This window comes from Pseudomonas sp. FSL W5-0299, from assembly GCF_005930655.1.
Classification (GTDB): domain Bacteria; phylum Pseudomonadota; class Gammaproteobacteria; order Pseudomonadales; family Pseudomonadaceae; genus Aquipseudomonas; species Aquipseudomonas mandelii.
The window spans coordinates 102,030-125,879 of record NZ_RXHX01000011.1 but is presented as its reverse complement, the minus strand read 5'-3'; the positions used below and the strand labels follow the sequence as shown (position 1 = coordinate 125,879).

The window sequence follows — 23,850 nt, the reverse complement described above, 5'->3', positions numbered from 1 at the left end:
GCACGTCGGATCGCCCGCGAAGACGGCCGACCAGACACTGCAAATGCTGGCCCGCTTCCCTTCTCAAAAGGTCCCGAACATGAGCCTCCACCTGATCATCGGCGACAAACTGCTTTCCTCCTGGTCCCTGCGCGGCGCACTGGCCCTTGACCTCACTGGCGCCCCGTACACCGAAGAACTGATCAAGCTGGGCCAGCCGGACACCCGCGAACGCCTGCTCAAGCATTCGCCGACCGGCAAAGTCCCGCTGCTGAAATCCGTGCACGGCACCATCGCCGATTCTCTGGCGATTGCCGAATACCTGGCCGAGCAATTCCCCGACGCTGGCCTCTGGCCCAAAGACACCGCCGCCCGTGCCCAGGCCCGTTCGGCCTGTGCGCAGATGCACGCCGGGTTCTTTGCCATGCGCGGCAACATGCCGTTCGACCTGAGCCGCGACGCACCGCTATCGCCGACGCCTCCTGAGGTTCAGGCAGACATCGAGCGCATGCTGGCGTTGTGGGCTGAATGCCGTGCGGTCGCCACTGAAACCGGTCCGTTCCTGTTCGGCGGCGCGACCCTCGCCGATGCCTTCTTCGCCCCGATTGCCGTGCGCCTGCGCACCTATCAGGTGAAATTGCCGGCGGTGGACGAAGCCTACGTTGAAACCGTCTATCAATGGCCGTCGTTCAAGGCCTGGCAGAAGGCTGGCCTGGAGGAGATTGGGCAGTGAAACGAGTACACGTAGCCGCCGCCGTTATCCGCGACAGCAGCGGCAAGATCCTTATCGCACGCCGTGCCGACACCCAGCACCAGGGCGGCTTGTGGGAATTCCCCGGGGGCAAGGTCGAGGATGACGAATCCGTCGAAAGCGCATTGGCTCGCGAACTCCAGGAAGAGTTGGGCATTGTGGTCAGCGCCGCGCGACCGTTGATCAAAGTCCGCCACGATTACCCGGACAAGCAAGTGTTGCTGGACGTTTGGGAAGTTTCGTCCTTTACCGGCGAGCCCCATGGCGCCGAAGGCCAGCCTTTGGAATGGGTGGGCCAGCGTGATCTGCTGAGCTATGAGTTCCCGGCAGCCAACCAGCCGATCGTGGCGGCTGCACGTTTGCCTGCGCAGTATTTGATTACGCCTGAAGACCTGGAAACCCCGGCCTTGCTGCGTGGAATCCAGAAAGCCATCGCTGGCGGCATCAAGCTGATCCAGCTGCGGGCACCCAACGGCTACGATCCGAAATACCGCGATCTGGCGGTGGATGCGGCGGGGCTGTGTGCGGGCAAGGCGCAGTTGATGATCAAGGGGCCGTTCGAGTGGCTGGGCGACTTCCCGTCCGCCGGCTGGCACATCACGTCAGCGCAGTTGCGCAAATATGCAGCGGCGGGTCGACCGTTACCGGCGTCGCGCTGGTTGGCGGCGTCTTGCCACAACGCTGAAGAGCTGGCGCTGGCCGAGCAGATGGGCGTGGATTTTGTGACCTTGTCACCGGTGCAGCCGACCCAGACTCATCCGGATGCGCTGCCGTTGGGCTGGCAGCAGGTGGCGGCGTTGATCGACGGTTTCAGCAAACCGGTGTTCTTGCTCGGTGGTGTTGGCCCGGCGGAACAGCAAAAGGCTTGGGAGGCGGGGGCGCAGGGAGTGGCGGGGATTCGGGCGTTCTGGCCTGATTCTGTGATGTAGCCACCGGCCTCATCGCGAGCAGGCTCGCTCCCACCTTTGATCGCATTCCTTCTGGAGGAACTCGGTCAACTGTGGGAGCGAGCCTGCTCGCGATAGCGTCCTCGAATACGCCAATTACTCCTGAGGCTTGGCGGCCGCCTGCCACAAAATCTCGGCAACCCCCTGCCGCTTGGCTATCACCCTCGCCACCACAAACAACACATCCGACAGCCGATTGATATACGCCAAGCCAACCCCGGCCAACGGTTCAATCGCATTCAACTGCTGACACCGCCGCTCCGCGCTGCGCGCCAGGCTTCTGCACACATGGGCCTGGGCAATCAGCGCTGAACCTCCCGGCAGAATGAAATTCTCCAGCGGCCCCAACTCCTCATTCCACAGATCGATCGCCGTTTCCAGCCGTTCGATTTCCGCTGCATTCAACGCCTGATACTCCGGCATCGCCAACTCGCCGCCGAGGTCGAACAACCGATGCTGGCAAGGCGCCAAAACCTCAATCACCTCGTTCAAACCCGGATTCGCAGCACTTTCTGCGGCCAATCCGGCCAGCAGCACGCCCACTTGGCTGTTCAGCGTATCGACTTCGCCAATCGCCTCGATACGCGGATGGTCCTTGGGCACGCGGCGACCATCGCCGAGCCCGGTTTCGCCTTTGTCGCCGGTGCGGGTGTAAATCTTCGACAAGCGAAAGCCCATGGGTTACCTCGATAGCTGATTGAGTTCTTGAGAGATGACGGGGGAGCCCGCCAGCGGCAGACGCAAAGTGAAACAGGTGCCTTGGCCCGGCGTCGATTGCACCTCCATCTGCCCCTTGTGGTTATTGGTGATGATGAAATACGAGACCGACAAGCCAAGGCCTGTGCCCTGACCGATTTCCTTGGTGGTGAAGAACGGCTCGAAGGTGCGTTTGCGCACGTTCTCGCTCATGCCGATGCCGTTGTCCTCGACCTGGATTTCGGCCCACGGCGGATTCAGCCGGGTGCGCAGAATGATTCGCCCGGGTTCACTGTCGTCTTCACGTTGGTGAATGGCCTGGGCGGCGTTTTTCAACAAATTGAGCAGCACTTGTTCCAGTTCGTTGGCCGTGCCGGGCACCGGGCCCAGCGCCGGGTCGAACTGACGGATGATCGCCTGGCCCTTGAAGTCGAAACCGATGGCCAGGTCGAAGTCGTTACCGGCGATTTCCACCGCCTGATCGATCAGCGCCGGCAGGTCGCACGGGGCCATTTGCCGGGTGCTGCGGCGACTGAAGCTGAGCATGTGCGTGACAATCTTCGCCGCCCGGGCGCCAGCCTGTTGAATGCCATCAAGCAACTGCGGTACTTCGCGCAATTGCAGGTATTTGTTGACCGTGTCCAGGGAAATGCCGGCTAGCTCAGCCTGTTCGAGGTTCTTCGGCAAGTCAGGTGACAGGCGCCGCCGAATGTTCTGTACGTTGTGCAGGATCGCGCCCAACGGATTGTTGATCTCGTGGGCCATGCCCGCGGCGAGGCCACCGACCGAGAGCATTTTTTCTGACTGCACCATCATCTCTTCCAGCGACAGACGCTGGGTGATGTCATCGATCCGGATCACCACGCCGCGCCCGGCGCCGCCCATCAGCGGGTAGAAGGTCAGGGCGTAATGCTTGGGTTCATCGTCCTTGAACCAGGTCACGCGCTCGATCTTCGCCACGGTGTGCTGCTCGACGGTTTGCTTGAGCTGCGGCAGAAATGGCTTCAAGGGTTCGAAGGCGAGGAAGATCGGCTGGTTCAAGGCTTCGTCCAGACGCGTGCCGGACAGCGCACTGGCTTCCTGATTCCACTGGGTCACGTAGAGCTGCTCATCAAGGGCGATCAGGGCCGACGGCATGGAGTCGATGATGCTGTTGAGGTAGTTCTGGAAACCGGTAAGTTTCTTCTCGATCTTGCTGCGCACCTGGACTTCGAGTTCCAGCTTGCGATTGGTGTGGCGGGTTTCTTCGGCCAGGCCTTGCGCCTGATCGTAAGCCGCCTGGGAATCGTCCCGGGCCCGTTTGAGCTGCTGTTCCCGGGCTTCGATCCGCGAGAGCATGGTGTTGAAGGCCTCGGCGAGGCTGCCGATTTCGTCGTGGTTGCCACGGGAGGCGCGCAGTGCGTAGTTTTCTTCGCGGGTCACTTGCCGAGACAGCTCTTCGAGCTGATGGATCGGCCGGGTAATCAGGCGCTTGATCTGCCGGGCGATCACCAGCCACAACAGTACACTGAAGATCAGAATGCCGAGACTGGCGGTCAGGGTCCCGGTGTAGAACGCCATTGGCAGTTCACTGCTGGCCACCAACAACAGGTGGCCCGGCGCGGTGCCAGGGCGGGGCAGGGTGATGATCTGATTGCTGCGAAACTCGGTGGCCTGCCAGGCTTCGATATGCCGATAGCGTTCTGGCAGTTGCAGCTTCTCGCCATGTTGCAATTGTGCCAATCGCTCACCCTTGCCGTCATACAAGGCCGCCGCCCGCAGCGGTGAATAGCTGTTGAGTTCGTTGAGCAGGCGTTCCGCGCTTTGCGGCGACTTCAAGGCGTCGGCCACCAGGCTCGGGTTGGACACCAGTCGGCCGATGGTCTGCAAGGCCTGGGGCGCCATGCTTTCCTGGGAGATGTAATACGCGGCGCTGATAAAGGTCAGGTTGGCGACCAGCAGGATGGTGATCAACAGCACGAGCAGGGCGGCCAGCAGTTTCTGGCCGACCGGAAGGTTTTCGAGACGCTGGCGCAATGGCATCAGGTTCATCGCTGAAAAGGAACAAGTGGCCAGCGTAGCCGCTGCTCAGTCGCTGGGCAATCCAAGGCTTTGAAGATGGGCAATCAGCCGCTGCTGTAATTGATTGAGGTGGGGCAGGTTCAACTGGTGCCGCGAGGCCACTTTGCAGACATGGCCCAGCAGATAGCTGATTTCGGTTCGGCGCTGGCTTGCGACGTCCTGGTGCATCGAGGAGTAATTGGCCGCGGTGGCATGGATCACCCGTTCGACTTCCTGTTGCAGGTCCTCGGCGGCTGCCGGCTGACCGCAGCGTTCCAGCAAGTCGGTCAGTTCGACGCAAAGGGTGGCGACTTCGCAATGGTGTTCCTGCAAGCCGCCGTTGCGGCAATCGTGCAGCACGGTCAGCGGATTGATCGCACAGTTGAGCGCCAGTTTGCGCCACAGCCTCGTGAGAATGTCGGTGCTCCATTCGTGAGGAATACCGGCGGCAGTCAAGTCGTCCAGCCAGATCGGCGCGACCGGATGACCGGCATCCCCCAGCCAGGTGTAGCCGTGACCGGCGAACACCACACGCCAGTCGCCATCGCGAAACGCGCCTTCGGTGCTTGAGGCGCATACACAACGCGCTTGGGGAGCCTGCGCGGCGACGGCGTCCTGGCTGCCGAGGCCGTTCTGCAACAGGATCAGTTCGGCATCAGGCGCCAGGCGCGGCGCCAGTTGCGCCACGGCCTTTTCGGCATCGTAGGCTTTGCACGCCACCAGCAGACGGTGGATCGGCTCGTTGCCGTGGGGTGTTTCACCGGGGATGTCATAGGTGCTGGCTTCGCCGTGTTCCACCAGCGTCAGCCCTCCGGCCGCCTGATAAGCCTGCAAGCGTTGCTCATCGCGCAGGATCAACCGGACCGGCACCCCGGCCCGCGCCAGGCGGGTGGCCCACAAGGTGCCGAGGCTGCCGGCGCCCAATACATGCCAGGTGGTGGACATCAGCTTTTTGCTCGGTTTGGCACAGGCATGTGAGGCTCGCAGTATCGGTTGGAAAAGACCCGTTATAATGAGCCCGATTTTAACCGCAAGCCAAGCGCGCGCCATCGCTATCGAGCGCGCCTTTTATTGGAGAGATTACATGCCGTCGTTCGACGTGGTATCCGAACTGGACAAACACGAAGTCACCAACGCGGTCGAGAACGCCGTCAAGGAACTCGATCGCCGTTATGACCTGAAAGGCAAGGGCACCTTTGAATTCAAGGAAAAGGACCTGACCGTCAACCTGACCGCCGAGGCTGACTTCCAGCTCGAGGCGATGATCGAGATCCTCAAGCTGGCCCTGGTCAAGCGCAAGATCGACGTGCAGTGCCTTGAAGTCAAGGATGCCTACGCGTCGGGCAAGCTGATGAAACAGGAAGCCGTCCTCAAGGAGGGCATCGACAAAGAGCTGGCGAAGAAAATCGTCGCTCACGTCAAGGACGCCAAGCTCAAGGTTCAGGCCGCCATTCAGGGCGAGCAAGTGCGCATCACCGGTAAGAAACGTGATGATTTGCAGGAGGCGATTGCAGCTCTGCGTGCCAAGACTTTCGATATGCCGCTGCAGTTCAACAACTTCCGCGACTGACCTAGCAATGCGGGAACCCTGTGGGAGCGAGCCTGCTCGCGAAAGCGGTGGGTCATTCATTGGTGATGTCGACTGATCTGCCCTCTTCGCGAGCAGGTCGGATCGCCGCACCGTCGCTCCCACCCGGATTGTGCTTAACCCAGGAGAAAGTAGATGGATTTGAATACCGAAGTGGACAACCTGGTCAAGGCATCCCAAGCCTGGATCCCGATGATCATGGAGTACGGCAGCCGCGTGCTGCTGGCAGTCATTACGCTGGCAGTCGGATGGTGGTTGATCAGCAAGGTGGCGCAAAAGCTTGGCGGCCTGCTGGCGTTGCGTAATGCCGACCTCGCGCTGCAAGGTTTCATCAGCAGTCTGGCGAACATTATTCTCAAGGTTTTGCTGGTAGTCAGCGTGGCATCAATGATCGGCGTGGAAACCACTTCGTTCGTGGCGGCCATTGGTGCGGCGGGTCTGGCCATCGGTCTGGCCTTGCAGGGCAGCCTGGCAAACTTTGCCGGCGGCGTGCTGATTCTGTTGTTCCGTCCGTTCCGCATTGGTGACTGGATCGAAGCCCAAGGCGTTGCCGGTACGGTCGACAGTATCCAGATTTTCCACACCGTACTGCGCACTGGCGATAACAAGACCATCATTGTGCCTAACGGCAACTTGTCGAACGGTATCATTACCAATACAAATCGTCAGCCAACCCGCAAAGTTGTATTTGATGTGGGCGTGGACTACGAAGCGGACTTGCAGAAGGCCCGTGAAGTGTTGCTGGATTTGGCCAAAGATGAACGCATCCTGGCAGAACCTGCACCACAAGCCGTTATTTCGACCCTGGGAGACAGTTCGATTACTGTTTCGCTGCGTGTTTGGGTGAAGACCGCGGATTACTGGGATGTGATGTTCATGTTCAATGAACAGTCCCGTGATCGTTTGAAAGCGGCGGGTATCGATATTCCGTTTCCACAGCGGGTTATTCGTGTGGTTCAGGAGACTGTGCCGCAATAACGTCTTCGTTGTCACTTGGAGGTTGTCAGTATTGTACTGTTAGGTTGCTATCGAACTGGCAACAATCAAAAGACGGTATGGAAACCAGGCACAAAAAAACGCTCACCTGATTCAGGTGAGCGTTTTTTTTTGTTGCCGTGCTGTGTAGCTGTCGAATTAGCGCTGAATTACAAGATGCTCAGCGGATATTCAATGATCAGACGGGTGTCAACTTTGTCGCTATCGTATGCGGAGTTTGCACGATAGACCGCGTTACGTACGCGGAAAGACAGGTCCTTGGCTGGGCCGCTTTGCAGAACATACTTGGTCTCGAAGTCCCATTCGTGTTCTTTGGACTCAGTGTCACCGGTGGTGATGTTGTCGCCACGGATGTAACGAGTCATGAAGCTCAAGCCAGGAACGCCGTAGCTCTTCATGTTCAGGTCATAGCGAGCCTGCCAGGAGCGCTCGTCTTGACCGTTAAAGTCGGAGTATTGAACGGAGTTGGAGAGGAAGATAGTACCGCCGCCGTCAACGCCGTAAACATAACCGGTGTCACCGGTCGAACGCTGGTGAGCCAAGGTGAATTTATGTGCGCCAAGGCTATAGGCCGCTGCGAGGGACCAGATGCGGTTGTCAACGTCACCGCTCAGCTCTTGACCCTGGCTCTTGGAGCGATAGCCGTTGAAGTCGAAGTTCAGGGACTGATCTTCGTTGATCGGCAGGGTGTAGTTGGCGTTGATGTATTGCTTCTTGAAATGGTCGTCAACATCGGAAGCAGCTACGCCGGCAACAAAATTGTCGGTGAACTGGTAGGTTGCACCGGCAATATCTGCGGCTTTCAGACCAAGGCTATCGCGCCCCATTTGGTTCTGCGCCCGCATCGCGGTGAAATGACCAGCACTCAATTCAAGGCCTTTGATTTCTTTGCTGGTGATCAAAGTACCGGTAGCAACTTCTGGCAGCAAACGGCTGTCGTCAGTAGAGAAGACAGGGCTGGCAACGTATTGGTTACCGTATTTCAGAACAGTGTCGGACAAGCGGAATTTAACTGCGCCGCCAGCGTTGGATTGGGTGTCTTCTGGCGTGCCATCACTGTCCTTGCCGAACATGCCGTTACCGGTGCGGCCTGGACCGCTGTCCAGTTTGATCATGCCATTGGCCAAGGCGTCTAAACCGAAACCAACAGTACCTTGGGTGAAGCCCGACTCATAAACAGCTTGGACGCCCAGGCCGGTTTCTTCGCGGTAGCCTGTGATACGTTGTTTATTTGCGGTGCTTTGGTTGTTGGAGGCACCGTTCTTGAAATCGCGGTTCATGTACAGCATGCGACTTTTGACATTCAGGCTCTGATCTTCAAAAAAGCCCTTGGATTCCTCTTGAGAAGACGCCATTGCGAACTGCGAGGTACTAGCCGAAACAGCCAGTGCGATCATGCTCCACTTCATCACGCGCATCGTGATTTGCTCCTTTGGTTTTTAGAAGAGTACTGCCGTCCCACCTGTTTTATTATCTGGGCGGCTCTTTCTTTTTGTGTCGGCGCAAACTTATATCACGCCGACCATGTTGGCGATACTTGCGTATCTAACCTTTCAGCTTCTTTACGACCCTGTCGCAAACAGCTTGGTAGATGTCGCAAATTTACTGCCTCGACGCAAGCGGATTGGCAACTTTAACGTTGTTTTCCAAGGCTTGTGCATCGCTAAAAAGAGTCCCTGGTGAAACGTTTGAATCTCCATTGGGCAACCCTGCCGCTATTTTTATTGGCCTTGAGGCTTCCACTTCCAGCGGAGGCTTCCAAAGCTATGTGGGTGTGAATGCAACAAGCGTGCACAAACCAGAATTCTGTAGCTGTTTTTTTCTGGAAACCTGCCTGTCGCTATAAAAACCTCATGAAACCGGGGGCTTCAAGCGTGTTTTTTGTACGCTTGACGCCGTGCATTGCATGGTGTTGCACCACTGAAACGGAAAGCGTGACAACGAAAAATGTTACCGGTTCACCCCTCGTTGAGTAATTCTCGGATGCTGACGCACTCAGCGTAGACGCACTGTGCGGTTTTGGTGCAAAAAATCTTAATCACTGTGCTGATATCAAACAGTGCGGTAACGGACTCATCTGGAACTTTTCATTGGTTATCAGTCATTTCAGCATTTTTGGCGTGGTCTGCGGTTCTGTAATGGTGCGCCGTGAGCAAAAAAGGGCCATTTAGGGGCGCTCGTGCGGCGTGAAGGCAGTGGCGTTCACGGGTATGCTGGCGTCCTGTCGCTTGGTGCGCAGCCTGTCAGGATGGGCGCTAAGCTGAAAATGATGACCTGGCGGGAGTGCGCGCGGTGTTCGCTTTAGATCCACGACTTCAACAAGACACGCTACCGATTGGCGATTTCCCGCTTTGCCGGTTGCTGTTATCCAATGATTCGAACTACCCCTGGTTCATCCTGGTGCCACGCCGTGAAGATATCAGTGAGATATTTCAGTTAGGTGTCGCAGATCAACAGCAGCTGTGGCAGGAAACGACCGCGCTGGCGGAACTGCTCAAGGATTCGTTCGACGCCGACAAGCTGAATGTCGCGGCGCTGGGTAATGTCGTCAGTCAGTTGCACATGCATGTCATTGTGCGCAAGCGTGAGGACGCCGCCTGGCCAGCCCCGGTCTGGGGCAAACACCCGGCCGTGCCTTACAGCGCAGCGCAAATTGCGGCCATTCGCGAGCGCCTGCGTCTGCTGTTAACCGAACATTTCACGTTTCTGGAGGGTTGAATCATGAGCCTGGAAGATCGCGTTACCGATCTGGAGAGCCAACTGGCGTTTCAGGATGACACCATCCAGTCATTGAGTGATGTGCTGGCAACGCAGCAGCGCGCCGTTGAACGCCTGCAATTGCAGATGGCTGCATTGCTCAAGCGCCAGGAAGAAATGGCCGGGCAGTTCGAAACCTTCGAGGAAGAAGCACCACCGCCTCATTATTGAAACCGCAGGCAATAAAAAACCGCGAACAGCTCAGCTGCTCGCGGTTTTTTTAGCCTTGAATCAGCGACGCGGCAATGCAGCGATCACATCTTCGGCTTGCAGCCCTTTGTCACGATTCATGACAGAGAACTCCACGCGCTGGCCTTCAACCAGAACACGGTGACCTTCGCCACGAATGGCCCGGAAATGCACGAAAATATCATCGCCGGAATCACGGGAAATAAAGCCGAAGCCTTTGGAGGTGTTGAACCACTTGACGGTGCCGGTATCGCGGTTGCTCATGTCGTAGCTTGGCGAGGCGGCGGCCGGCGAGGATTTGTAGAAGCTGATAGCCAGGTGCAGGAGAACGGCGATCAGTGCAGCCACCAGGCTGAACAGGACGGCAGGTTGACCGGCGATGACAGGCATCGGCGCGAGCAACGTCAGGGTTTGCAGGACGACGGCCAGGACCAGCAGGGCGCTGACCAGGTTTTGCAGTTGGTGACGAGGACCTTTGTTCCAGTAAGGGATAACCGGAGCGAGGGTCAGGTTAAGCAGGCCGAAAAAGGCCAGGTACAGCGCAGCGGGTTGTTGCAGGTAAGGAGCAGCTTCGGGTTGCAGGCTAGGGATGAAGGACAGCAGCAAAGCTGCTGCGCCCATTAGCAGGTGGACGATTTTCAACATTTTGATTAACTCACGTTAAGACGGATCACAAGGAAGAGCTGATGGAGCACGGTTCGCTTCAGAACAATAAGAGGCGTTGGACACGTACCCGGTACCAGCCTATGCGCAGCCCCCGAAAAATAGGCGGTCGCGACACACGGTCTATTTAACAGCAAAGCCTGCAGCTACTCAAATCAGGCAGTCCAGCGGTGCTTCGCGGGGCGATTTGTCGCAGGTTATTGTGCAATCCCGGGCGGCGAGGGGGTGGCAGGCTTGCTAGAGTGGTCCTGCACCTGTTGGATGAACTCATCACCTTTAGGGGAAAAACATGGCAATCGATATCGGTATCAGTGAAGAGGACCGCAAGTCCATCGTTGACGGGCTTTCGCGTCTGCTGTCGGACACTTATGTGCTGTATTTGAAAACTCATAACTTTCATTGGAACGTCACCGGTCCCATGTTTCGGACCCTGCACCTGATGTTCGAGGAGCAATACAACGAGTTGGCCCTGGCCGTCGATTCGATTGCCGAGCGCATTCGCGCCCTCGGGTTTCCTGCCCCCGGCGCCTATTCGATTTATGAGCGGCTGTCTTCTATTAAAGAAGAAGCCGGTGTGCCGAGCGCTGAAGACATGATCAAGCAGCTTGTCGATGGGCAAGAGGCGGTCACCCGTACCGCCCGCGGAATCTTTCCGCTGCTGGAAAAAGTCAGCGACGAGCCGACGGCTGACCTGCTGACCCAGCGCATGCAAGTCCACGAAAAAACCGCATGGATGCTGCGGTCTCTGCTGGATCAGTAATATCGTCACTACGCGAATGACGCCCGTCGGGTGTTATTCGCGGTCTTTTGCCTTCTTCAAATCGCTTTTAAGCTCGTTAAAAATCGTCTGGCGGCGTAGGAAAATAGCCGGCCTAGGACGCTCTCCATGATCGCCCTTCAGTTGTTGGCTTATCCTACGTCGATGGTCATAAAGTCATCTGGATATACCTTTGCGCCTGCGCTTTTATAGGGCCACGGAGAGTGCTCTTACAGAAGGCAAGGATGACAAAGGAGTGTCAACGATATGGATTACGAAGACAGGCGAAGCGAGGGGAGGGTCAGTCCGGTCAAGGAGATAAGGATTGATCCATTTGTCAGCGAATTTGATATGGGGCTGGCCCGGCCTTTATCCCGGTCGGTGCGGTTGAACGGCTTTGCCACCTGCTTGCGGCTTGAGCAGGTGTACTGGGATATTCTGGGCGATATGGCCAAGGTCAATTGTTGTACGGTCAGTGCGCTGCTGTCCCATGTGGATCGCGAAGTGCACTTGCGTCATGGCGGGGTCAAGAACTTTACCGGGCTGGTGCGGGTTGTCTGCGTCGTGCACAGCCTGAAAGAAGGGGGCAGCGTCGCAATGCCCTAGCCATGCAGGTGATCGGACAGAGTGTCAGTCTGTGCAGTCTTACGGCTGCACAGGCTGCATTTAATGGATATAATCCCGCTCTTTGCCGCAAAACCCAGCGTGCGCGGTAGCAATCTGATCGCCGAGACAACCCCCATGCCGATGTACGACTATCAATGTGCTTCCTGTGGTCATCAGTTGGAAGCCATTCAAAAGATCAGCGCAGCACCGCTGGTCGACTGCCCTGCCTGCCAGGCGCCAGAGCTTAAAAAGATGCTGTCCATGCCGGGCTTCCGCCTGAGCGGCACCGGCTGGTACGAAACCGATTTCAAGACCGGTTCCAAGAAGAATCTGGCCGGCGGCGACAAAGCTGACTAAGGTCTGGAACCTGAGTTGAACGACACGCGCGAGCTCTTGCAACACCTGCAAGGCCTCCAACCGAATTTCGATTACGAGAAGTGAAACCACTACCATGATGCGCAGCCATTATTGCGGCCAACTGAACGAAGCCCTGGAAGGCCAGGAAATTACCCTTTGCGGATGGGTGCACCGTCGCCGTGACCACGGTGGGGTGATTTTCCTCGATATTCGTGATCGTGATGGTCTGGCCCAGGTGGTGTTCGACCCGGACCGCGCCGAGAGCTTCGCCGCCGCCGATCGCGTGCGCAGCGAATACGTCGTGAAGATCACCGGCAAGGTTCGCCTGCGTCCGGCAGGTGCCACCAACGCCAACATGGCGTCGGGCATGATCGAAGTGCTGGGCTATGAACTGGAAGTGCTGAACGAGTCGGAAACCCCGCCGTTCCCGCTGAACGAGTTCTCCGATGTCGGTGAAGAAACCCGCCTGCGCTATCGCTTCCTCGACCTGCGTCGCCCGGAAATGCTCGAGAAGCTGCGTCTGCGTTCGCGCATGACCACCAGCATCCGTCGCTTCCTCGACGAAAACGGCTTCCTCGACGTCGAGACGCCGATCCTGACCCGTGCCACGCCAGAAGGCGCTCGCGACTACCTGGTGCCGAGCCGTACCCACGCCGGTAGCTTCTTCGCCTTGCCGCAATCGCCGCAGCTGTTCAAACAACTGTTGATGGTCGCCGGCTTCGACCGTTACTACCAGATTGCCAAGTGCTTCCGCGACGAAGACCTGCGCGCCGACCGTCAGCCGGAATTCACCCAGATCGACATCGAGACCAGCTTCCTCGATGAAAAAGAGATCATGGCCATCACCGAACAAATGATCCGCAACCTGTTCAAGGAAGTGCTGGACCTGGAGTTCGGCGACTTCCCGCACATGACCTTCGAAGAAGCCATGCGTCGTTACGGTTCCGACAAGCCTGACCTGCGCAACCCGCTGGAACTGGTTGACGTTGAAGACCAGCTGAAAGACGTCGACTTCAAGGTGTTCAGCGGCCCGGCCAACGACCCGAAGTGCCGTATTGCCGCCCTGCGCGTTCCAGGCGCTGCGAGCATGCCGCGCAAGCAGATCGACGACTACACCAAGTTCGTCGGCATCTACGGTGCCAAGGGCCTGGCGTACATCAAGGTCAACGAGCGCGCCAAAGGTGTTGAAGGCCTGCAGTCGCCAATCGTCAAGAACATCCCTGAAGCCAACCTCAACGTGATCCTCGATCGTGTTGGCGCGGTCGATGGCGACATCGTGTTCTTCGGCGCCGACAAAGCCAAGATCGTCAGCGAAGCCCTGGGCGCGCTGCGGATCAAGGTCGGCAACGACCTGGACCTGCTGACCTGCAAGTGGGCGCCGATGTGGGTTGTCGACTTCCCGATGTTCGAAGAGAACGACGACGGCAGCTTCACCGCGTTGCACCACCCGTTCACCGCGCCGAAGTGCACCCCGGAAGAACTGGAAGCCAACCCGGCGATCGCTCTGTCCCGTGCCTACGACATGGTTCTGAACGGCACCGAGCTGGGTGGCGGTTCGATCCGTATCCACCGCAAGGAAATGCAGCAGACCGTGTTCCGCCTGTTGGGTATCAATGAAGCGGAACAGGAAGAGAAGTTCGGCTTCCTGCTCGATGCCCTGAAATACGGCGCGCCGCCGCACGGTGGCCTGGCTTTCGGCCTGGACCGTCTGGTCATGTTGATGACCGGCGCCCAGTCGATTCGTGAAGTGATCGCTTTCCCGAAAACCCAGAGCGCGGCTGACGTCATGACTCAGGCACCGGGTGCTGTAGATGCCAAGGCATTGCGCGAACTGCACATTCGTCTGCGCGAAACACCAAAGGCTGAGTAAAGCTGACCGCAAAGGCGCATCCTTCCGGGATGCGCCTTTTCTTTAGGTCGAGATTTTTTGTTGCTGGCCGACACAACGTGCGCGGCGGGCGATGTTTCAAAGAGAAATTCGGAGCGAGATATGGCGGGTCATTCCAAGTGGGCGAACATCAAGCACCGCAAAGAACGTCAGGATGCCAAGAAGGGCAAGATTTTCACCAAGTGGATTCGTGAGCTGACCGTTGCGGCCCGTCAGGGCGGCGGTGATCCGGGTTCCAACCCGCGCCTGCGCCTGGCGCTGGACAAGGCGCTTGGTGCGAACATGAGTCGCGACATCATTGATCGCGCAGTCGCCCGCGGTGCCGGTGCAGCCGATACCGACGACATGGTCGAACTGACCTACGAAGGCTACGGCCCGGGTGGCGTGGCGGTGATGGTCGAGTGCATGACCGATAACCGTAACCGCACCGCAGCTGCTGTTCGCCATGCGTTCAGCAAGTGCGGTGGCAACCTGGGGACTGACGGTTCGGTGGCTTATCTGTTTGAGCGCAAGGGGCAGATTTCCTTCGCGCCAGGTGTCGATGAAGACGCGCTGATGGAAGCGGCCATGGAAGCTGACGCCGATGACGTGGTCACCCATGAAGACGGTTCGATTGACGTGTTCACCTCGTTCGCCGGCTTCTACTCCGTGCGTAACGCGCTGGAAGCGGCAGGTTTCAAAGGTGATGATGCGGAAATCGTGATGCTGCCGACCACCAGCGCTGAACTGGACCTGGAAGGCGCCGAGAAGGTGCTCAAGCTGATCGACATGCTTGAAGACCTGGATGACGTGCAGAACGTCTACTCCAACGCGGATATTCCAGAGTCGGTGGCCGCACAGCTGGGTTGATTGATCTGCAATACTCTTGAAGCCGGAAGTGCAGGCGGTGATGTTTTACCGCCAGGCATGTCCGGCTTCTGCCTTTACGCCGAGCAAGCAATTGCCGGCAGGCATCATTTTTGAGCTGCAGGCGTTATGACTTTAATTCTTGGTATCGACCCCGGTTCGCGCATCACCGGTTATGGCGTGGTACGCGATACCGGGCGTGGTTGCGTGTATGTGGCGTCGGGCTGCATTCGCACCGGGTCCGGCGAACTGCATGAGCGTCTGCAAATCGTTTATCGCGGTGTGCGTGAAGTCATCCAGACCTACGGCCCGGTGACCATGGGCATCGAAAAAGTCTTTATGGCGCGCAATGCCGACTCTGCCCTCAAGCTTGGTCAGGCCCGGGGCGCAGCGATCGTGGCGGGTGCCGAAGAAAGCCTGGAAATCGCTGAGTACACCGCAACCCAGGTCAAACAAGCAGTGACCGGCACCGGTGCCGCCAATAAAGAGCAAGTGCAGATGATGGTCATGCACATGCTGAAATTGACCAGCAAGCCGCAAATCGATGCTTCGGATGCCCTGGCCATTGCCATTTGCCACGCGCATACCCGTTCCAGCCTGTTGCCCCATGGCCTGGGAACGGCACGCAGTCGTGGCGGGCGCCTGCGTCTCTGATAGCATCAGCAATCATTTTTAGCGAATGAGGGTTTTGCGCCTGTGTTGTCGGCGCAAACCCCTTGTTCTGTCAGTCGCCAGTCATTGATCTGGCCAACGCTCAAGGATCTGAAACGTGATTGGACGCTTGCGCGGCACACTGGCTGAGAAACAGCCGCCGCACCTGATTCTGGATGTAAACGGTCTGGGGTATGAGCTGGAAGTGCCCATGACCACGCTCTATCGCTTGCCGTCGGTCGGTGAACCACTGACCTTGCACACCCATTTGGTCGTACGTGAAGACGCGCAGTTACTCTATGGCTTCTTCGGCAAGCGTGAGCGAGACTTTTTTCGCGAGTTGATCCGTCTCAATGGTGTGGGGCCGAAATTGGCCCTGGCATTGATGTCGAGCCTGGAAGTGGATGAACTGGTCCGTTGCGTGCAATCCCAGGACACCTCGGCGCTGACCAAGGTGCCGGGCGTGGGCAAAAAGACGGCCGAGCGTTTACTGGTGGAACTCAAGGACCGCTTCAAGGCTTGGGAAACCGTGCCGGCGATGTTCGCCTTGGTGCCGAACCAGCCGGGCGGGCCTGATGTGGCGCCGGTTGCCACCGCCGAAAATGACGCGGTCAGCGCGCTGATATCCCTGGGCTACAAGCCGCAGGAAGCCAGCAAGGCGATTTCCGCGATCAAGGAGAAAGGTTTGAGCAGTGAAGACATGATTCGTCGTGCCCTGAAGGGAATGATCTAAGTGATTGAAGCTGATCGTCTGATTGCCGCCACGCCCGGCCCTCGCGACCGCGAGGAAGTCCAGGACCGGGCGATTCGCCCCGTCAGCCTGGCCGAGTACATTGGCCAGCCGACCGTTCGCGAGCAAATGGAGTTGTTCATCCAGGCCGCACGCGGGCGTAACGAGTCCCTGGACCACACGCTGATTTTCGGCCCGCCGGGTCTGGGTAAAACCACCCTGGCCAACATCATCGCCCAGGAAATGGGCGTGTCGATCAAGAGCACTTCGGGCCCGGTGCTTGAGCGCCCGGGTGATCTGGCGGCGCTGTTGACCAACCTTGAACCCCACGACGTGCTGTTTATCGATGAAATCCATCGGCTCTCACCGATCGTCGAGGAAGTGCTGTACCCGGCCATGGAAGATTTCCAGCTCGACATCATGATTGGTGAAGGGCCGGCTGCGCGCTCGATCAAACTGGATCTGCCGCCGTTCACCCTGGTGGGGGCGACGACGCGGGCCGGCATGCTGACCAACCCGTTACGCGACCGCTTTGGCATCGTCCAGCGCCTGGAGTTCTACAACACCGCCGACCTGGCGACGATTGTCAGTCGTTCGGCGAACATCCTCGGCTTGCCGCTGGACCCGGAGGGCGCCTTTGAGATCGCCCGTCGTGCCCGTGGCACGCCGCGGATCGCCAACCGTTTGTTGCGCAGGGTTCGGGATTTCGCCGAAGTGCGTGCCAAGGGCCACATCACCAAACCGATCGCCGACCTGGCCTTGAACCTGCTGGACGTCGACGAGCGTGGCTTCGATCACCAGGACCGGCGCCTGCTGTTGACCATGATCGAGAAGTTCGACGGTGGGCCGGTGGGTGTGGACAGTCTGGCCGCGGCGATCAGCGAAGAGCGTCACACCATTGAAGACGTGCTGGAGCCATATTTGATCCAGCAGGGCTACATCATGCGCACGCCGCGGGGGCGAGTGGTCACTCGGCACGCGTATCTGCACTTCGGTTTAAACATTCCGTCACGATTGGGCGAGATGCCCGTTGTAGACGAGTTCCTCGATGCGGTAGACGATTAATCACCTTTCGGGCCGATTTATTCGGGATTTGCGCGGTCCTAGGACCGTGCTTTTGCCAGAAAGCCGCGAATCAATGAAAAACAGTTGCCTGGCCGGATTGGCAACCTGAGGAGTAAGCACTAGAGTATGCGCGCGCAAAACGGGCTTGAGCCTTTCGCACTTCGTTGTCGCGTTTATTACGAGGACACCGATGCGGGCGGCATCGTGTATTACGTCAATTACCTCAAGTTTATGGAACGGGCTCGAACCGAGCGGCTCCGGGATCTGGGCTTTGCCCAGTCCCAGCTGGCAGGAGAGGACCTGTTGTTTGTCGTGCATTCCAGCGAAGCGCGTTATCACGCGCCGGCGCGACTGGACGACGAACTTCTGGTAAGCGCTGAAGTAATCGAATTGAACCGTGTCAGCCTGCGCTTCAAACAGCAGGTCAGGCGAGCCACGGATAATGCGCTGCTCTGCGAAGGGCAGTTTCTGGTGGCCTGTGTGCGCACTGAAAGTTTAAAACCCCGGGCCATTCCCGAAGCTCTACGTGCGGCCTTTGCCGACGTGAGCGGCGCGGGTACACACTCAAAGCAGGAGATAAAGCGTGGAAGCTAACGTCGTCGACCATTCCTCCATGTGGAGCCTGGTCAGCAATGCCAGTATCGTGGTGCAACTGGTAATGCTGATCCTGGTAGCCGCATCGGTGACCTCATGGATCATGATCTTTCAGCGCAGCAACCTGCTGCGCGCTGGTCGACGTGCCCTGGAGAGCTTTGAAGAGCGCTTCTGGTCCGGCATCGACCTGTCCAAACTCTACCGTCAGGCCGGTAGCAACCCGGACCCGGATTCGGGCGTCGAGCAGATCTTCCGTGCCGGTTTCAAGGAATTCTCCCGTCTGCGTCAGCAGCCAGGCGTTGACCCGGAAGCGGTCATGGAAGGCGTGGCCCGTGCCATGCGCGTCGCCATTTCCCGCGAAGAAGAAAAGCTCGAACAGAGCCTGCCGTTCCTCGCTACCGTCGGTTCCGTCAGCCCGTACATCGGTCTGTTCGGTACGGTCTGGGGGATCATGAACTCCTTCCGTGGCCTGGCCACTGCCCAGCAAGCGACCCTGGCCACCGTGGCTCCGGGTATCGCCGAAGCACTGATTGCTACCGCGATCGGCCTGTTCGCAGCCATCCCGGCCGTTATCGCTTACAACCGTTTCGCTGCTCGCAGTGAAACCCTGCTGGGCCGTTACTACACCTTCGCCGATGAATTCCAGGCGATCCTGCACCGCAAAGTGCACACCAGCGAAGAATAAGCAGGTAATTTCCAATGGCTTTAATCGCTCGAGCTCGCAAAAAGCGCAAGCCGGTTGCCGAGATGAACGTGGTGCCTTACATCGACGTGATGCTGGTGCTGCTGGTCATCTTCATGGTGACCGCTCCGATGCTCAATCAGGGCGTGAAAGTTGATCTGCCCAAGGTTTCCAGCGAAGCCTTGCCGCAGGACAACAACACCCAGGTCCTGACCATTTCGATCAAGGCTGACAAGACCTACTACTGGAACCTTGGCAGCGAAGTCGACACTGAAAAGCAACAGGACAAGGCCATGACCTTGCCGCAGATGACTGACGCGGTTACCAAGATCATTCGCGCCGGTACTGAAGGCGGCAAGCGCACCCAGGTGTTCATCCGCGGTGACAAGACCGTCGATTACGGTTCCGTGATGGGCGCCATGGGCGGGTTGCAGAAAGCCGGGGTCGGTAATGTTGGCTTGATTACCGAGGCACCCTGATGCAGCAAATGCGAGAGCCGTCCGCCTCGGAAAGCTACTTCTGGCCTAGTGTCCTGGCGATTGTCTTGCACGTGCTGGTGTTCGGCATGCTGTTCGTCAGTTTCGCCTTCACACCGGAGTTGCCGCCGGCCAAGCCGATTGTCCAGGCGACCTTGTACCAACTGAAATCGAAAAGTCAGGCGACCACCCAGACCAATCAGAAGATTGCGGGTGAGGCGAAGAAATCCGCCGCGCGTCAGACCGAAGTCGAACAGATGGAACAGAAAAAGATCGAACAGGAAGCGATCAAGGCCGCGGAACAAAAGAAGGAAGATGCGGCTCAAAAAGCCGAAGAATCCAAGAAGGCCGACGAGACCAAGAAAGCGGAAGAGGCAAAAAAGGCTGATGAAGCCAAGAAAGCCGATGAAGCGAAGAAGACCGCCGAAGCCAAAAAGGCCGAAGAGAAACAATTGGCTGATATAGCCAAGAAGAAATCTGAAGAAGAAGCCAAGAAAGCGGCTGAAGAAGAGGCCAAGAAAGCGGCCGCTGAAGAAGCCAAGAAAAAGATTGTCGAAGACGCGAAGAAGAAAGCCGCGGAAGACGCCAAGAAGAAATCCGAAGCTGAAGAGGCGAAGAAGAAAGTCGCCGAAGACGCGAAGAAGAAAGCTGCTGCCGATGCTGCGAAGAAAAAATCGCAGGAAGCGGCGCGTAAATCCGTCGATGAGAAAAAAGCTCAGGCCCTGGCCGATCTGCTTTCCGACACGACGGAGCGTCAGCAGGCCTTGGCGGATGAAACGGGTGATGAAGTCGCGGGTAACTTCGACGATTTGATTCGCTCGCGTGCTTCCGAAGGTTGGGCGCAGCCACCGTCGGCCCGCAAGGGCATGAAAGTGATTCTGCAAATCAACATGCTGCCTGATGGAACAATCTCCGGCGTATCGGTTGCCAAGTCCAGCGGTGATGTACCGTTCGACAGTTCAGCGGTAGCGGCGGTAAAAAATATTGGTCGATTGACCGAAATGCAGGGTCTGAAGCCAGCTGATTTCGCACCCTATCGTTCATTCAAGATGACATTCACACCTGAGGATCTAGCCTTGTGAGAAACCTTCTTCGAGGACTGCTTGTCGTCATGTTCTGCTTTGCAGGACTGGCCACCGCAGATGAAAAAAATATCCTGGTCAGCAGTGGTAGCTCCCAGGCAACTCCAATTGCCGTAGTGCCATTCGGTTTCCAGGGCGGCACCGTGCTGCCGGATGACATGGCCGAAATCATCGGCAACGACCTGCGCAACTCGGGTTACTACGCGCCGATTCCAAAGCAGAACATGATCAGCCAGCCGAGCCAGGCCAGCGAAATCATTTTCCGTGACTGGAAGGCGATCAACGCTCAGTACATTATGGTCGGCAGCATCGTTCCAGCGGGCGGTCGCCTGCAGGTTCAATACGCTCTGTTCAACGTCGCCACCGAACAGCAAGTGCTGACCGGCAGCGTGTCGGGCAGCGTCGATCAACTGCGTGACATGGCGCACTACATCGCCGATCAGTCGTTCGAAAAACTCACCGGTATCAAAGGTGCGTTCTCGACACGCCTGCTGTACGTGACGGCCGAACGTTTCTCCGAGAAGAACACGCGCTACACGCTGCAACGCTCGGACTATGACGGTGCCCGCGCCGTGACTCTGCTGCAATCGCGCGAGCCGATCCTGTCGCCGCGTTTCGCACCGGACGGCAAGCGCATCGCTTACGTTTCGTTCGAGCAGAAGCGTCCGCGTATCTTCATGCAGAACATCGACACCGGTCGCCGTGAGCAGATCACCAACTTCGAAGGCCTCAATGGCGCGCCTGCCTGGTCGCCGGATGGCAATCGCCTGGCATTCGTACTCTCGAAAGACGGTAACCCGGACATCTACGTGATGAACCTGGGCTCGCGTCAGATCTCTCGCGTCACCAATGGTCCCGGCATCAACACCGAACCGTTCTGGGGCAAGGATGGTTCGACCATCTACTTCACCTCCGACCGTGGCGGCAAGCCACAGATCTACAAAACCAGCGTCGGTGGTGGCGGTGCGGAACGCGTGACCTTTATTGGTAACTACAACGCCAACCCTAAACTTTCGGCTGATGAAAAGACCCTGGTGATGATTCACCGCCAGGATGGCTTCACTAATTTCAAGGTGGCGGCCCAGGATTTGCAGCGCGGTAGTGTAAAGATCCTCACTGATAGCACTCTGGACGAGTCGCCTACTGTTGCGCCCAACGGCACCATGGTAATCTACGCCACCCGCCAGCAGGGCCGGGGAGTCTTGATGCTCGTGTCCATTAATGGACGCGTAAGGCTCCCGCTTCCTACCGCACAAGGCGAAGTCAGAGAACCTTCCTGGTCCCCTTACCTGAACTGACGCGGCGCTACACGTTTTACTTAACACACTGGGGTTCATTAGGAGTTTCACGATGGAAATGCTGAAGTTTGGTAAATTTGCTGCGCTGGCTCTGGCCATGGCTGTAGCTGTAGGTTGCTCGTCCAAAGGCGGCGACAATGCCGGTGAAGGCGCTGTTGATCCAAACGCTGGTTACGGCGCTAACACTGGTGCCGTTGATGGCTCCCTGAGCGAAGAAGCTGCTCTGCGCGCAATCACTACCTTCTACTTCGAATACGACAGCTCGGACCTGAAGCCAGAAGCCATGCGCGCTCTGGACGTTCACGCCAAAGACCTGAAAGCAAACGGCGCTCGCGTTGTTCTGGAAGGCAACACCGACGAACGTGGTACTCGTGAGTACAACATGGCACTGGGCGAGCGTCGTGCGAAAGCCGTTCAGCGTTACCTGGTACTGCAAGGTGTTTCCCCAGCTCAGCTGGAACTGGTTTCCTACGGCGAAGAGCGTCCAGTTGCTACCGGCAACGACGAGCAGTCCTGGGCTCAAAACCGTCGCGTCGAACTGCGTAAGTAATTCGTCATGCGAACGTGCCGTCGTGCTGTAACTGTTTTGGCTCTCAGCCTCGCACCGCTTGCGGTGTGGGCTGCGGTTCCTGTGGTCGATAACGACTCCGGCTATAACAATAGCGGGAGTAGCAATCCGCCTGCGGGTTACGGTACGAACGGCGCCTATGCCGGGGGAGGGGTTTCGACCCCTGTCTCGGCACAGGGCGAGCTGTTCAACCAATTGCAATCCATGCAGGAGCAGATTTCACGCCAACAGGGTGTGATCGAAGTTCTGCAGAATGATGTAGCGCGCATGAAGCAAGAGAGCCTGGAGCGATATCAGGATCTTGATCGGCGCATAGGAACCGGCGTTGCACCAGCCGCGACTCCTGATAATTCTTCCACCGGTGGCAGTTTGAATGCCCCCGGTGCCGCCGCTGGCGCAGGTGCAGGAGCGGCCGCCGCTCAAGCACCTGCTGCGGGTAGCGAACCGGCTGATCCGGCGAAGGAAAAACTGTATTACGATGCAGCCTTCGACCTGATCAAAGCCAAGGACTTCGACAAGGCCAGTCAGGCTTTTGCCGCATTCCTGCGCAAGTACCCGAACAGCCAGTACGCGGGCAATGCCCAATACTGGTTGGGCGAAGTCAATTTGGCCAAAGGCGATCTGCAAGGTGCAGGTCAGGCATTTGCCAAGGTTTCGCAGCTATACCCCAAGCACCCCAAAGTGCCTGATTCGCTGTACAAGCTGGCTGATGTAGAACGCCGCCTCGGTCACACCGACAAGGTCAAAGGCATTCTGCAACAGGTTGTGTCCCAGTATCCGGGCACTTCCGCTGCGCAGCTGGCCCAGCGTGATCTGCAAAAAATGTAAGGGCTGCTTGACCCGTTTTGAAGAAACCCGCGCCTATCGCGGGTTTTTTCGTTAGAATTCACGCCCTTTTTCTGAAACACGCTTTTTGGGATCTGCGCGTTGGCGGGGTTCCTTGAAGTGCCTGACGGAGGCGGACAGCCTGTTTAGCTGTTATGCCCGTGGCGACTATGCAAGACACATTGAGAATCACCGAAGTTTTCTACTCGTTGCAGGGTGAAACGCGGACTGCCGGGCTGCCCACAGTTTTTGTGCGCCTGACCGGTTGCCCATTGCGTTGCCAATACTGTGACAGCGCCTACGCGTTCACCGGCGGCACCATTCGCCCCCTCGACGACATCCTCGAGCAAGTGGCCGGTTTCCGTCCGCGTTACGTCTGTGTCACCGGTGGCGAGCCGCTGGCGCAACCCAATGCCATCCCATTGCTCAAGCAGTTGTGTGACGCCGGTTACGAAGTGTCGCTGGAGACCAGCGGCGCGCTCGACATCTCGGCGGTCGATCCACGGGTCAGTCGCGTTGTCGACCTGAAAACCCCAGGGTCGAAAGAAGCACACCGCAACCGCTACGAAAACATCGAACTGCTCACGCCCAATGACCAGGTGAAGTTTGTCATCTGCTCGCGGGAAGACTACGACTGGGCGGTGTCCAAGCTGATTCAGTACGGCCTGGACACGCGTGCGGGCGAAGTGCTGTTTTCGCCAAGCCACCATGACCTGAATGCGCGGGATCTGGCTGACTGGGTGGTGGCGGACAACCTGCCAGTGCGTTTGCAATTGCAGCTGCATAAATATCTTTGGAATGACGAGCCGGGGCGCTGAG

The 23,850-nt window shown here is 57.9% G+C and carries 27 protein-coding genes; 22 read left to right on the top strand and 5 right to left on the bottom strand.

Annotated elements, in window-relative coordinates:
* The first annotated feature begins 79 nt into the window (after positions 1–79).
* Together FHL16_RS16285 and FHL16_RS16280 are read left to right on the top strand one after the other, a co-directional pair.
* Complete coding sequence (locus tag FHL16_RS16285) at positions 80–712, top strand: glutathione S-transferase family protein (RefSeq protein ID WP_010457515.1); 633 nt, start codon at positions 80–82, stop codon at positions 710–712.
* The gene (locus tag FHL16_RS16280; protein WP_077748711.1) at positions 709–1,659 is read left to right on the top strand and encodes a Nudix family hydrolase; all 951 of its coding nucleotides are present in this window, start codon (positions 709–711) and stop codon (positions 1,657–1,659) included. The genes FHL16_RS16285 and FHL16_RS16280 overlap by 4 nt, the downstream gene beginning before the upstream one ends.
* Before the next feature lie 114 nt (positions 1,660–1,773).
* On the opposite strand, the gene FHL16_RS16275 is transcribed toward FHL16_RS16280, so the two are convergent.
* Genes FHL16_RS16275 through FHL16_RS16265 form a run of 3 tightly spaced genes read right to left on the bottom strand, consistent with a single transcriptional unit; the run spans position 1,774 to position 5,358 of the window.
* Positions 1,774–2,355: a cob(I)yrinic acid a,c-diamide adenosyltransferase gene (locus FHL16_RS16275; RefSeq protein WP_010457512.1), complete on the bottom strand. Its 582-nt coding sequence runs from the start codon at positions 2,353–2,355 to the stop codon at positions 1,774–1,776.
* A gap of 3 nt (positions 2,356–2,358) precedes the next feature.
* Positions 2,359–4,395 (bottom strand): sensor histidine kinase, encoded by a 2,037-nt coding sequence (locus FHL16_RS16270; protein WP_042933026.1) that lies wholly within the window; start codon positions 4,393–4,395, stop codon positions 2,359–2,361.
* 45 nt (positions 4,396–4,440) lie between these two features.
* Positions 4,441–5,358, bottom strand: coding sequence for a putative 2-dehydropantoate 2-reductase (locus FHL16_RS16265; RefSeq protein ID WP_077748710.1), 918 nt, complete (start codon positions 5,356–5,358; stop codon positions 4,441–4,443).
* Between the two features lie 139 nt (positions 5,359–5,497).
* Between FHL16_RS16265 and FHL16_RS16260 the strand changes: the two genes are divergently transcribed.
* Complete coding sequence (locus tag FHL16_RS16260; protein WP_007906601.1) at positions 5,498–5,983, top strand: YajQ family cyclic di-GMP-binding protein; 486 nt, start codon at positions 5,498–5,500, stop codon at positions 5,981–5,983.
* A 153-nt stretch (positions 5,984–6,136) separates the two neighbouring features.
* On the top strand, positions 6,137–6,979 hold the full coding sequence (locus tag FHL16_RS16255) for a mechanosensitive ion channel family protein (RefSeq protein WP_010457503.1): 843 nt from the start codon (positions 6,137–6,139) through the stop codon (positions 6,977–6,979).
* Positions 6,980–7,146: 167 nt separating this feature from the next.
* On the opposite strand, the gene FHL16_RS16250 is transcribed toward FHL16_RS16255, so the two are convergent.
* Entirely contained in the window at positions 7,147–8,415 is a 1,269-nt protein-coding gene (locus tag FHL16_RS16250; RefSeq protein ID WP_010457501.1) for an OprD family porin, read from the bottom strand.
* Between the two features lie 874 nt (positions 8,416–9,289).
* Here FHL16_RS16250 and FHL16_RS16245 point away from each other — a divergent pair.
* Both FHL16_RS16245 and FHL16_RS16240 read left to right on the top strand, forming a co-directional pair.
* Complete coding sequence (locus FHL16_RS16245; protein WP_042933027.1) at positions 9,290–9,715, top strand: HIT domain-containing protein; 426 nt, start codon at positions 9,290–9,292, stop codon at positions 9,713–9,715.
* Positions 9,716–9,718: 3 nt separating this feature from the next.
* Positions 9,719–9,925, top strand: a complete 207-nt coding sequence (locus tag FHL16_RS16240; protein ID WP_010457497.1) for a SlyX family protein — start codon at positions 9,719–9,721, stop codon at positions 9,923–9,925.
* Positions 9,926–9,985: 60 nt separating this feature from the next.
* Here the strand turns inward: FHL16_RS16240 and FHL16_RS34715 are convergent, their stop codons facing one another.
* Entirely contained in the window at positions 9,986–10,588 is a 603-nt protein-coding gene (locus tag FHL16_RS34715; RefSeq protein ID WP_010457494.1) for a cold-shock protein, read from the bottom strand.
* A 307-nt stretch (positions 10,589–10,895) separates the two neighbouring features.
* Here FHL16_RS34715 and FHL16_RS16230 point away from each other — a divergent pair, with 307 nt between their 5' ends.
* The 16 genes from FHL16_RS16230 (at position 10,896) to queE (ending at position 23,849) form a co-directional block, all read left to right on the top strand.
* The gene (locus FHL16_RS16230) at positions 10,896–11,366 is read left to right on the top strand and encodes a Dps family protein (protein ID WP_010457493.1); all 471 of its coding nucleotides are present in this window, start codon (positions 10,896–10,898) and stop codon (positions 11,364–11,366) included.
* A gap of 264 nt (positions 11,367–11,630) precedes the next feature.
* Positions 11,631–11,969, top strand: a complete 339-nt coding sequence (locus FHL16_RS16225) for a ribbon-helix-helix domain-containing protein (RefSeq protein ID WP_010457491.1) — start codon at positions 11,631–11,633, stop codon at positions 11,967–11,969.
* A 135-nt stretch (positions 11,970–12,104) separates the two neighbouring features.
* Entirely contained in the window at positions 12,105–12,326 is a 222-nt protein-coding gene (locus FHL16_RS16220; protein WP_010457489.1) for an FmdB family zinc ribbon protein, read from the top strand.
* A gap of 94 nt (positions 12,327–12,420) precedes the next feature.
* Positions 12,421–14,196 carry an aspartate--tRNA ligase gene (aspS, locus tag FHL16_RS16215; RefSeq protein WP_042932630.1) on the top strand — a complete coding sequence of 592 codons (1,776 nt, stop codon included), beginning with the start codon at positions 12,421–12,423 and terminating at the stop codon, positions 14,194–14,196.
* Between the two features lie 120 nt (positions 14,197–14,316).
* Complete coding sequence (locus FHL16_RS16210; protein ID WP_008072427.1) at positions 14,317–15,063, top strand: YebC/PmpR family DNA-binding transcriptional regulator; 747 nt, start codon at positions 14,317–14,319, stop codon at positions 15,061–15,063.
* A 126-nt stretch (positions 15,064–15,189) separates the two neighbouring features.
* Positions 15,190–15,714, top strand: coding sequence for a crossover junction endodeoxyribonuclease RuvC (gene ruvC, locus FHL16_RS16205; RefSeq protein ID WP_008147379.1), 525 nt, complete (start codon positions 15,190–15,192; stop codon positions 15,712–15,714).
* A gap of 115 nt (positions 15,715–15,829) precedes the next feature.
* Positions 15,830–16,444, top strand: coding sequence for a Holliday junction branch migration protein RuvA (ruvA, locus tag FHL16_RS16200; RefSeq protein WP_077748709.1), 615 nt, complete (start codon positions 15,830–15,832; stop codon positions 16,442–16,444).
* Complete coding sequence (ruvB, locus tag FHL16_RS16195; RefSeq protein WP_008147374.1) at positions 16,445–17,506, top strand: Holliday junction branch migration DNA helicase RuvB; 1,062 nt, start codon at positions 16,445–16,447, stop codon at positions 17,504–17,506.
* A 126-nt stretch (positions 17,507–17,632) separates the two neighbouring features.
* Positions 17,633–18,100 carry a tol-pal system-associated acyl-CoA thioesterase gene (ybgC, locus tag FHL16_RS16190; protein ID WP_010457477.1) on the top strand — a complete coding sequence of 156 codons (468 nt, stop codon included), beginning with the start codon at positions 17,633–17,635 and terminating at the stop codon, positions 18,098–18,100.
* Entirely contained in the window at positions 18,090–18,785 is a 696-nt protein-coding gene (tolQ, locus tag FHL16_RS16185; RefSeq protein ID WP_008147369.1) for a protein TolQ, read from the top strand. The genes ybgC and tolQ overlap by 11 nt, the downstream gene beginning before the upstream one ends.
* Positions 18,786–18,808: 23 nt before the next feature.
* Positions 18,809–19,261, top strand: a complete 453-nt coding sequence (gene tolR / locus FHL16_RS16180) for a protein TolR (RefSeq protein ID WP_161807482.1) — start codon at positions 18,809–18,811, stop codon at positions 19,259–19,261.
* Positions 19,261–20,340, top strand: a complete 1,080-nt coding sequence (gene tolA, locus FHL16_RS16175; RefSeq protein WP_010457470.1) for a cell envelope integrity protein TolA — start codon at positions 19,261–19,263, stop codon at positions 20,338–20,340. Before tolR ends, tolA begins: the two co-directional genes overlap by 1 nt.
* A 29-nt stretch (positions 20,341–20,369) precedes the next feature.
* Positions 20,370–21,638: a Tol-Pal system beta propeller repeat protein TolB gene (gene tolB, locus FHL16_RS16170; RefSeq protein WP_187699818.1), complete on the top strand. Its 1,269-nt coding sequence runs from the start codon at positions 20,370–20,372 to the stop codon at positions 21,636–21,638.
* Positions 21,639–21,690: 52 nt separating this feature from the next.
* Entirely contained in the window at positions 21,691–22,188 is a 498-nt protein-coding gene (gene pal, locus FHL16_RS16165; protein WP_003178634.1) for a peptidoglycan-associated lipoprotein Pal, read from the top strand.
* Between the two features lie 6 nt (positions 22,189–22,194).
* A complete protein-coding gene (gene ybgF / locus FHL16_RS16160) occupies positions 22,195–23,034 on the top strand; it encodes a tol-pal system protein YbgF (RefSeq protein WP_077748707.1) in 840 nt (279 codons plus the stop codon).
* Between the two features lie 167 nt (positions 23,035–23,201).
* Entirely contained in the window at positions 23,202–23,849 is a 648-nt protein-coding gene (queE, locus tag FHL16_RS16155; RefSeq protein WP_077748728.1) for a 7-carboxy-7-deazaguanine synthase QueE, read from the top strand.
* Position 23,850 lies beyond the last annotated feature (1 nt).

Excerpts from the sequence above, each read along its gene's own strand:
- FHL16_RS16285 (WP_010457515.1), top strand. The coding sequence starts at position 80 with ATGAGCCTCCACCTGATCATCGGCGACAAACTGCTTTCCTCCTGGTCC.
- FHL16_RS16275 (WP_010457512.1), bottom strand. The coding sequence starts at position 2,355 with ATGGGCTTTCGCTTGTCGAAGATTTACACCCGCACCGGCGACAAAGGC.
- FHL16_RS16270 (WP_042933026.1), bottom strand. The coding sequence starts at position 4,395 with ATGCCATTGCGCCAGCGTCTCGAAAACCTTCCGGTCGGCCAGAAACTG.
- FHL16_RS16265 (WP_077748710.1), bottom strand. The coding sequence starts at position 5,358 with ATGTCCACCACCTGGCATGTATTGGGCGCCGGCAGCCTCGGCACCTTG.
- FHL16_RS16260 (WP_007906601.1), top strand. The coding sequence starts at position 5,498 with ATGCCGTCGTTCGACGTGGTATCCGAACTGGACAAACACGAAGTCACC.
- FHL16_RS16255 (WP_010457503.1), top strand. The coding sequence starts at position 6,137 with ATGGATTTGAATACCGAAGTGGACAACCTGGTCAAGGCATCCCAAGCC.
- FHL16_RS16250 (WP_010457501.1), bottom strand. The coding sequence starts at position 8,415 with ATGCGCGTGATGAAGTGGAGCATGATCGCACTGGCTGTTTCGGCTAGT.
- FHL16_RS16240 (WP_010457497.1), top strand. The coding sequence starts at position 9,719 with ATGAGCCTGGAAGATCGCGTTACCGATCTGGAGAGCCAACTGGCGTTT.
- FHL16_RS34715 (WP_010457494.1), bottom strand. The coding sequence starts at position 10,588 with ATGTTGAAAATCGTCCACCTGCTAATGGGCGCAGCAGCTTTGCTGCTG.
- FHL16_RS16230 (WP_010457493.1), top strand. The coding sequence starts at position 10,896 with ATGGCAATCGATATCGGTATCAGTGAAGAGGACCGCAAGTCCATCGTT.
- FHL16_RS16225 (WP_010457491.1), top strand. The coding sequence starts at position 11,631 with ATGGATTACGAAGACAGGCGAAGCGAGGGGAGGGTCAGTCCGGTCAAG.
- FHL16_RS16220 (WP_010457489.1), top strand. The coding sequence starts at position 12,105 with ATGCCGATGTACGACTATCAATGTGCTTCCTGTGGTCATCAGTTGGAA.
- aspS (WP_042932630.1), top strand. The coding sequence starts at position 12,421 with ATGATGCGCAGCCATTATTGCGGCCAACTGAACGAAGCCCTGGAAGGC.
- FHL16_RS16210 (WP_008072427.1), top strand. The coding sequence starts at position 14,317 with ATGGCGGGTCATTCCAAGTGGGCGAACATCAAGCACCGCAAAGAACGT.
- ruvC (WP_008147379.1), top strand. The coding sequence starts at position 15,190 with ATGACTTTAATTCTTGGTATCGACCCCGGTTCGCGCATCACCGGTTAT.
- ybgC (WP_010457477.1), top strand. The coding sequence starts at position 17,633 with ATGCGCGCGCAAAACGGGCTTGAGCCTTTCGCACTTCGTTGTCGCGTT.
- tolA (WP_010457470.1), top strand. The coding sequence starts at position 19,261 with ATGCAGCAAATGCGAGAGCCGTCCGCCTCGGAAAGCTACTTCTGGCCT.
- tolB (WP_187699818.1), top strand. The coding sequence starts at position 20,370 with ATGTTCTGCTTTGCAGGACTGGCCACCGCAGATGAAAAAAATATCCTG.
- pal (WP_003178634.1), top strand. The coding sequence starts at position 21,691 with ATGGAAATGCTGAAGTTTGGTAAATTTGCTGCGCTGGCTCTGGCCATG.
- ybgF (WP_077748707.1), top strand. The coding sequence starts at position 22,195 with ATGCGAACGTGCCGTCGTGCTGTAACTGTTTTGGCTCTCAGCCTCGCA.
- queE (WP_077748728.1), top strand. The coding sequence starts at position 23,202 with ATGCAAGACACATTGAGAATCACCGAAGTTTTCTACTCGTTGCAGGGT.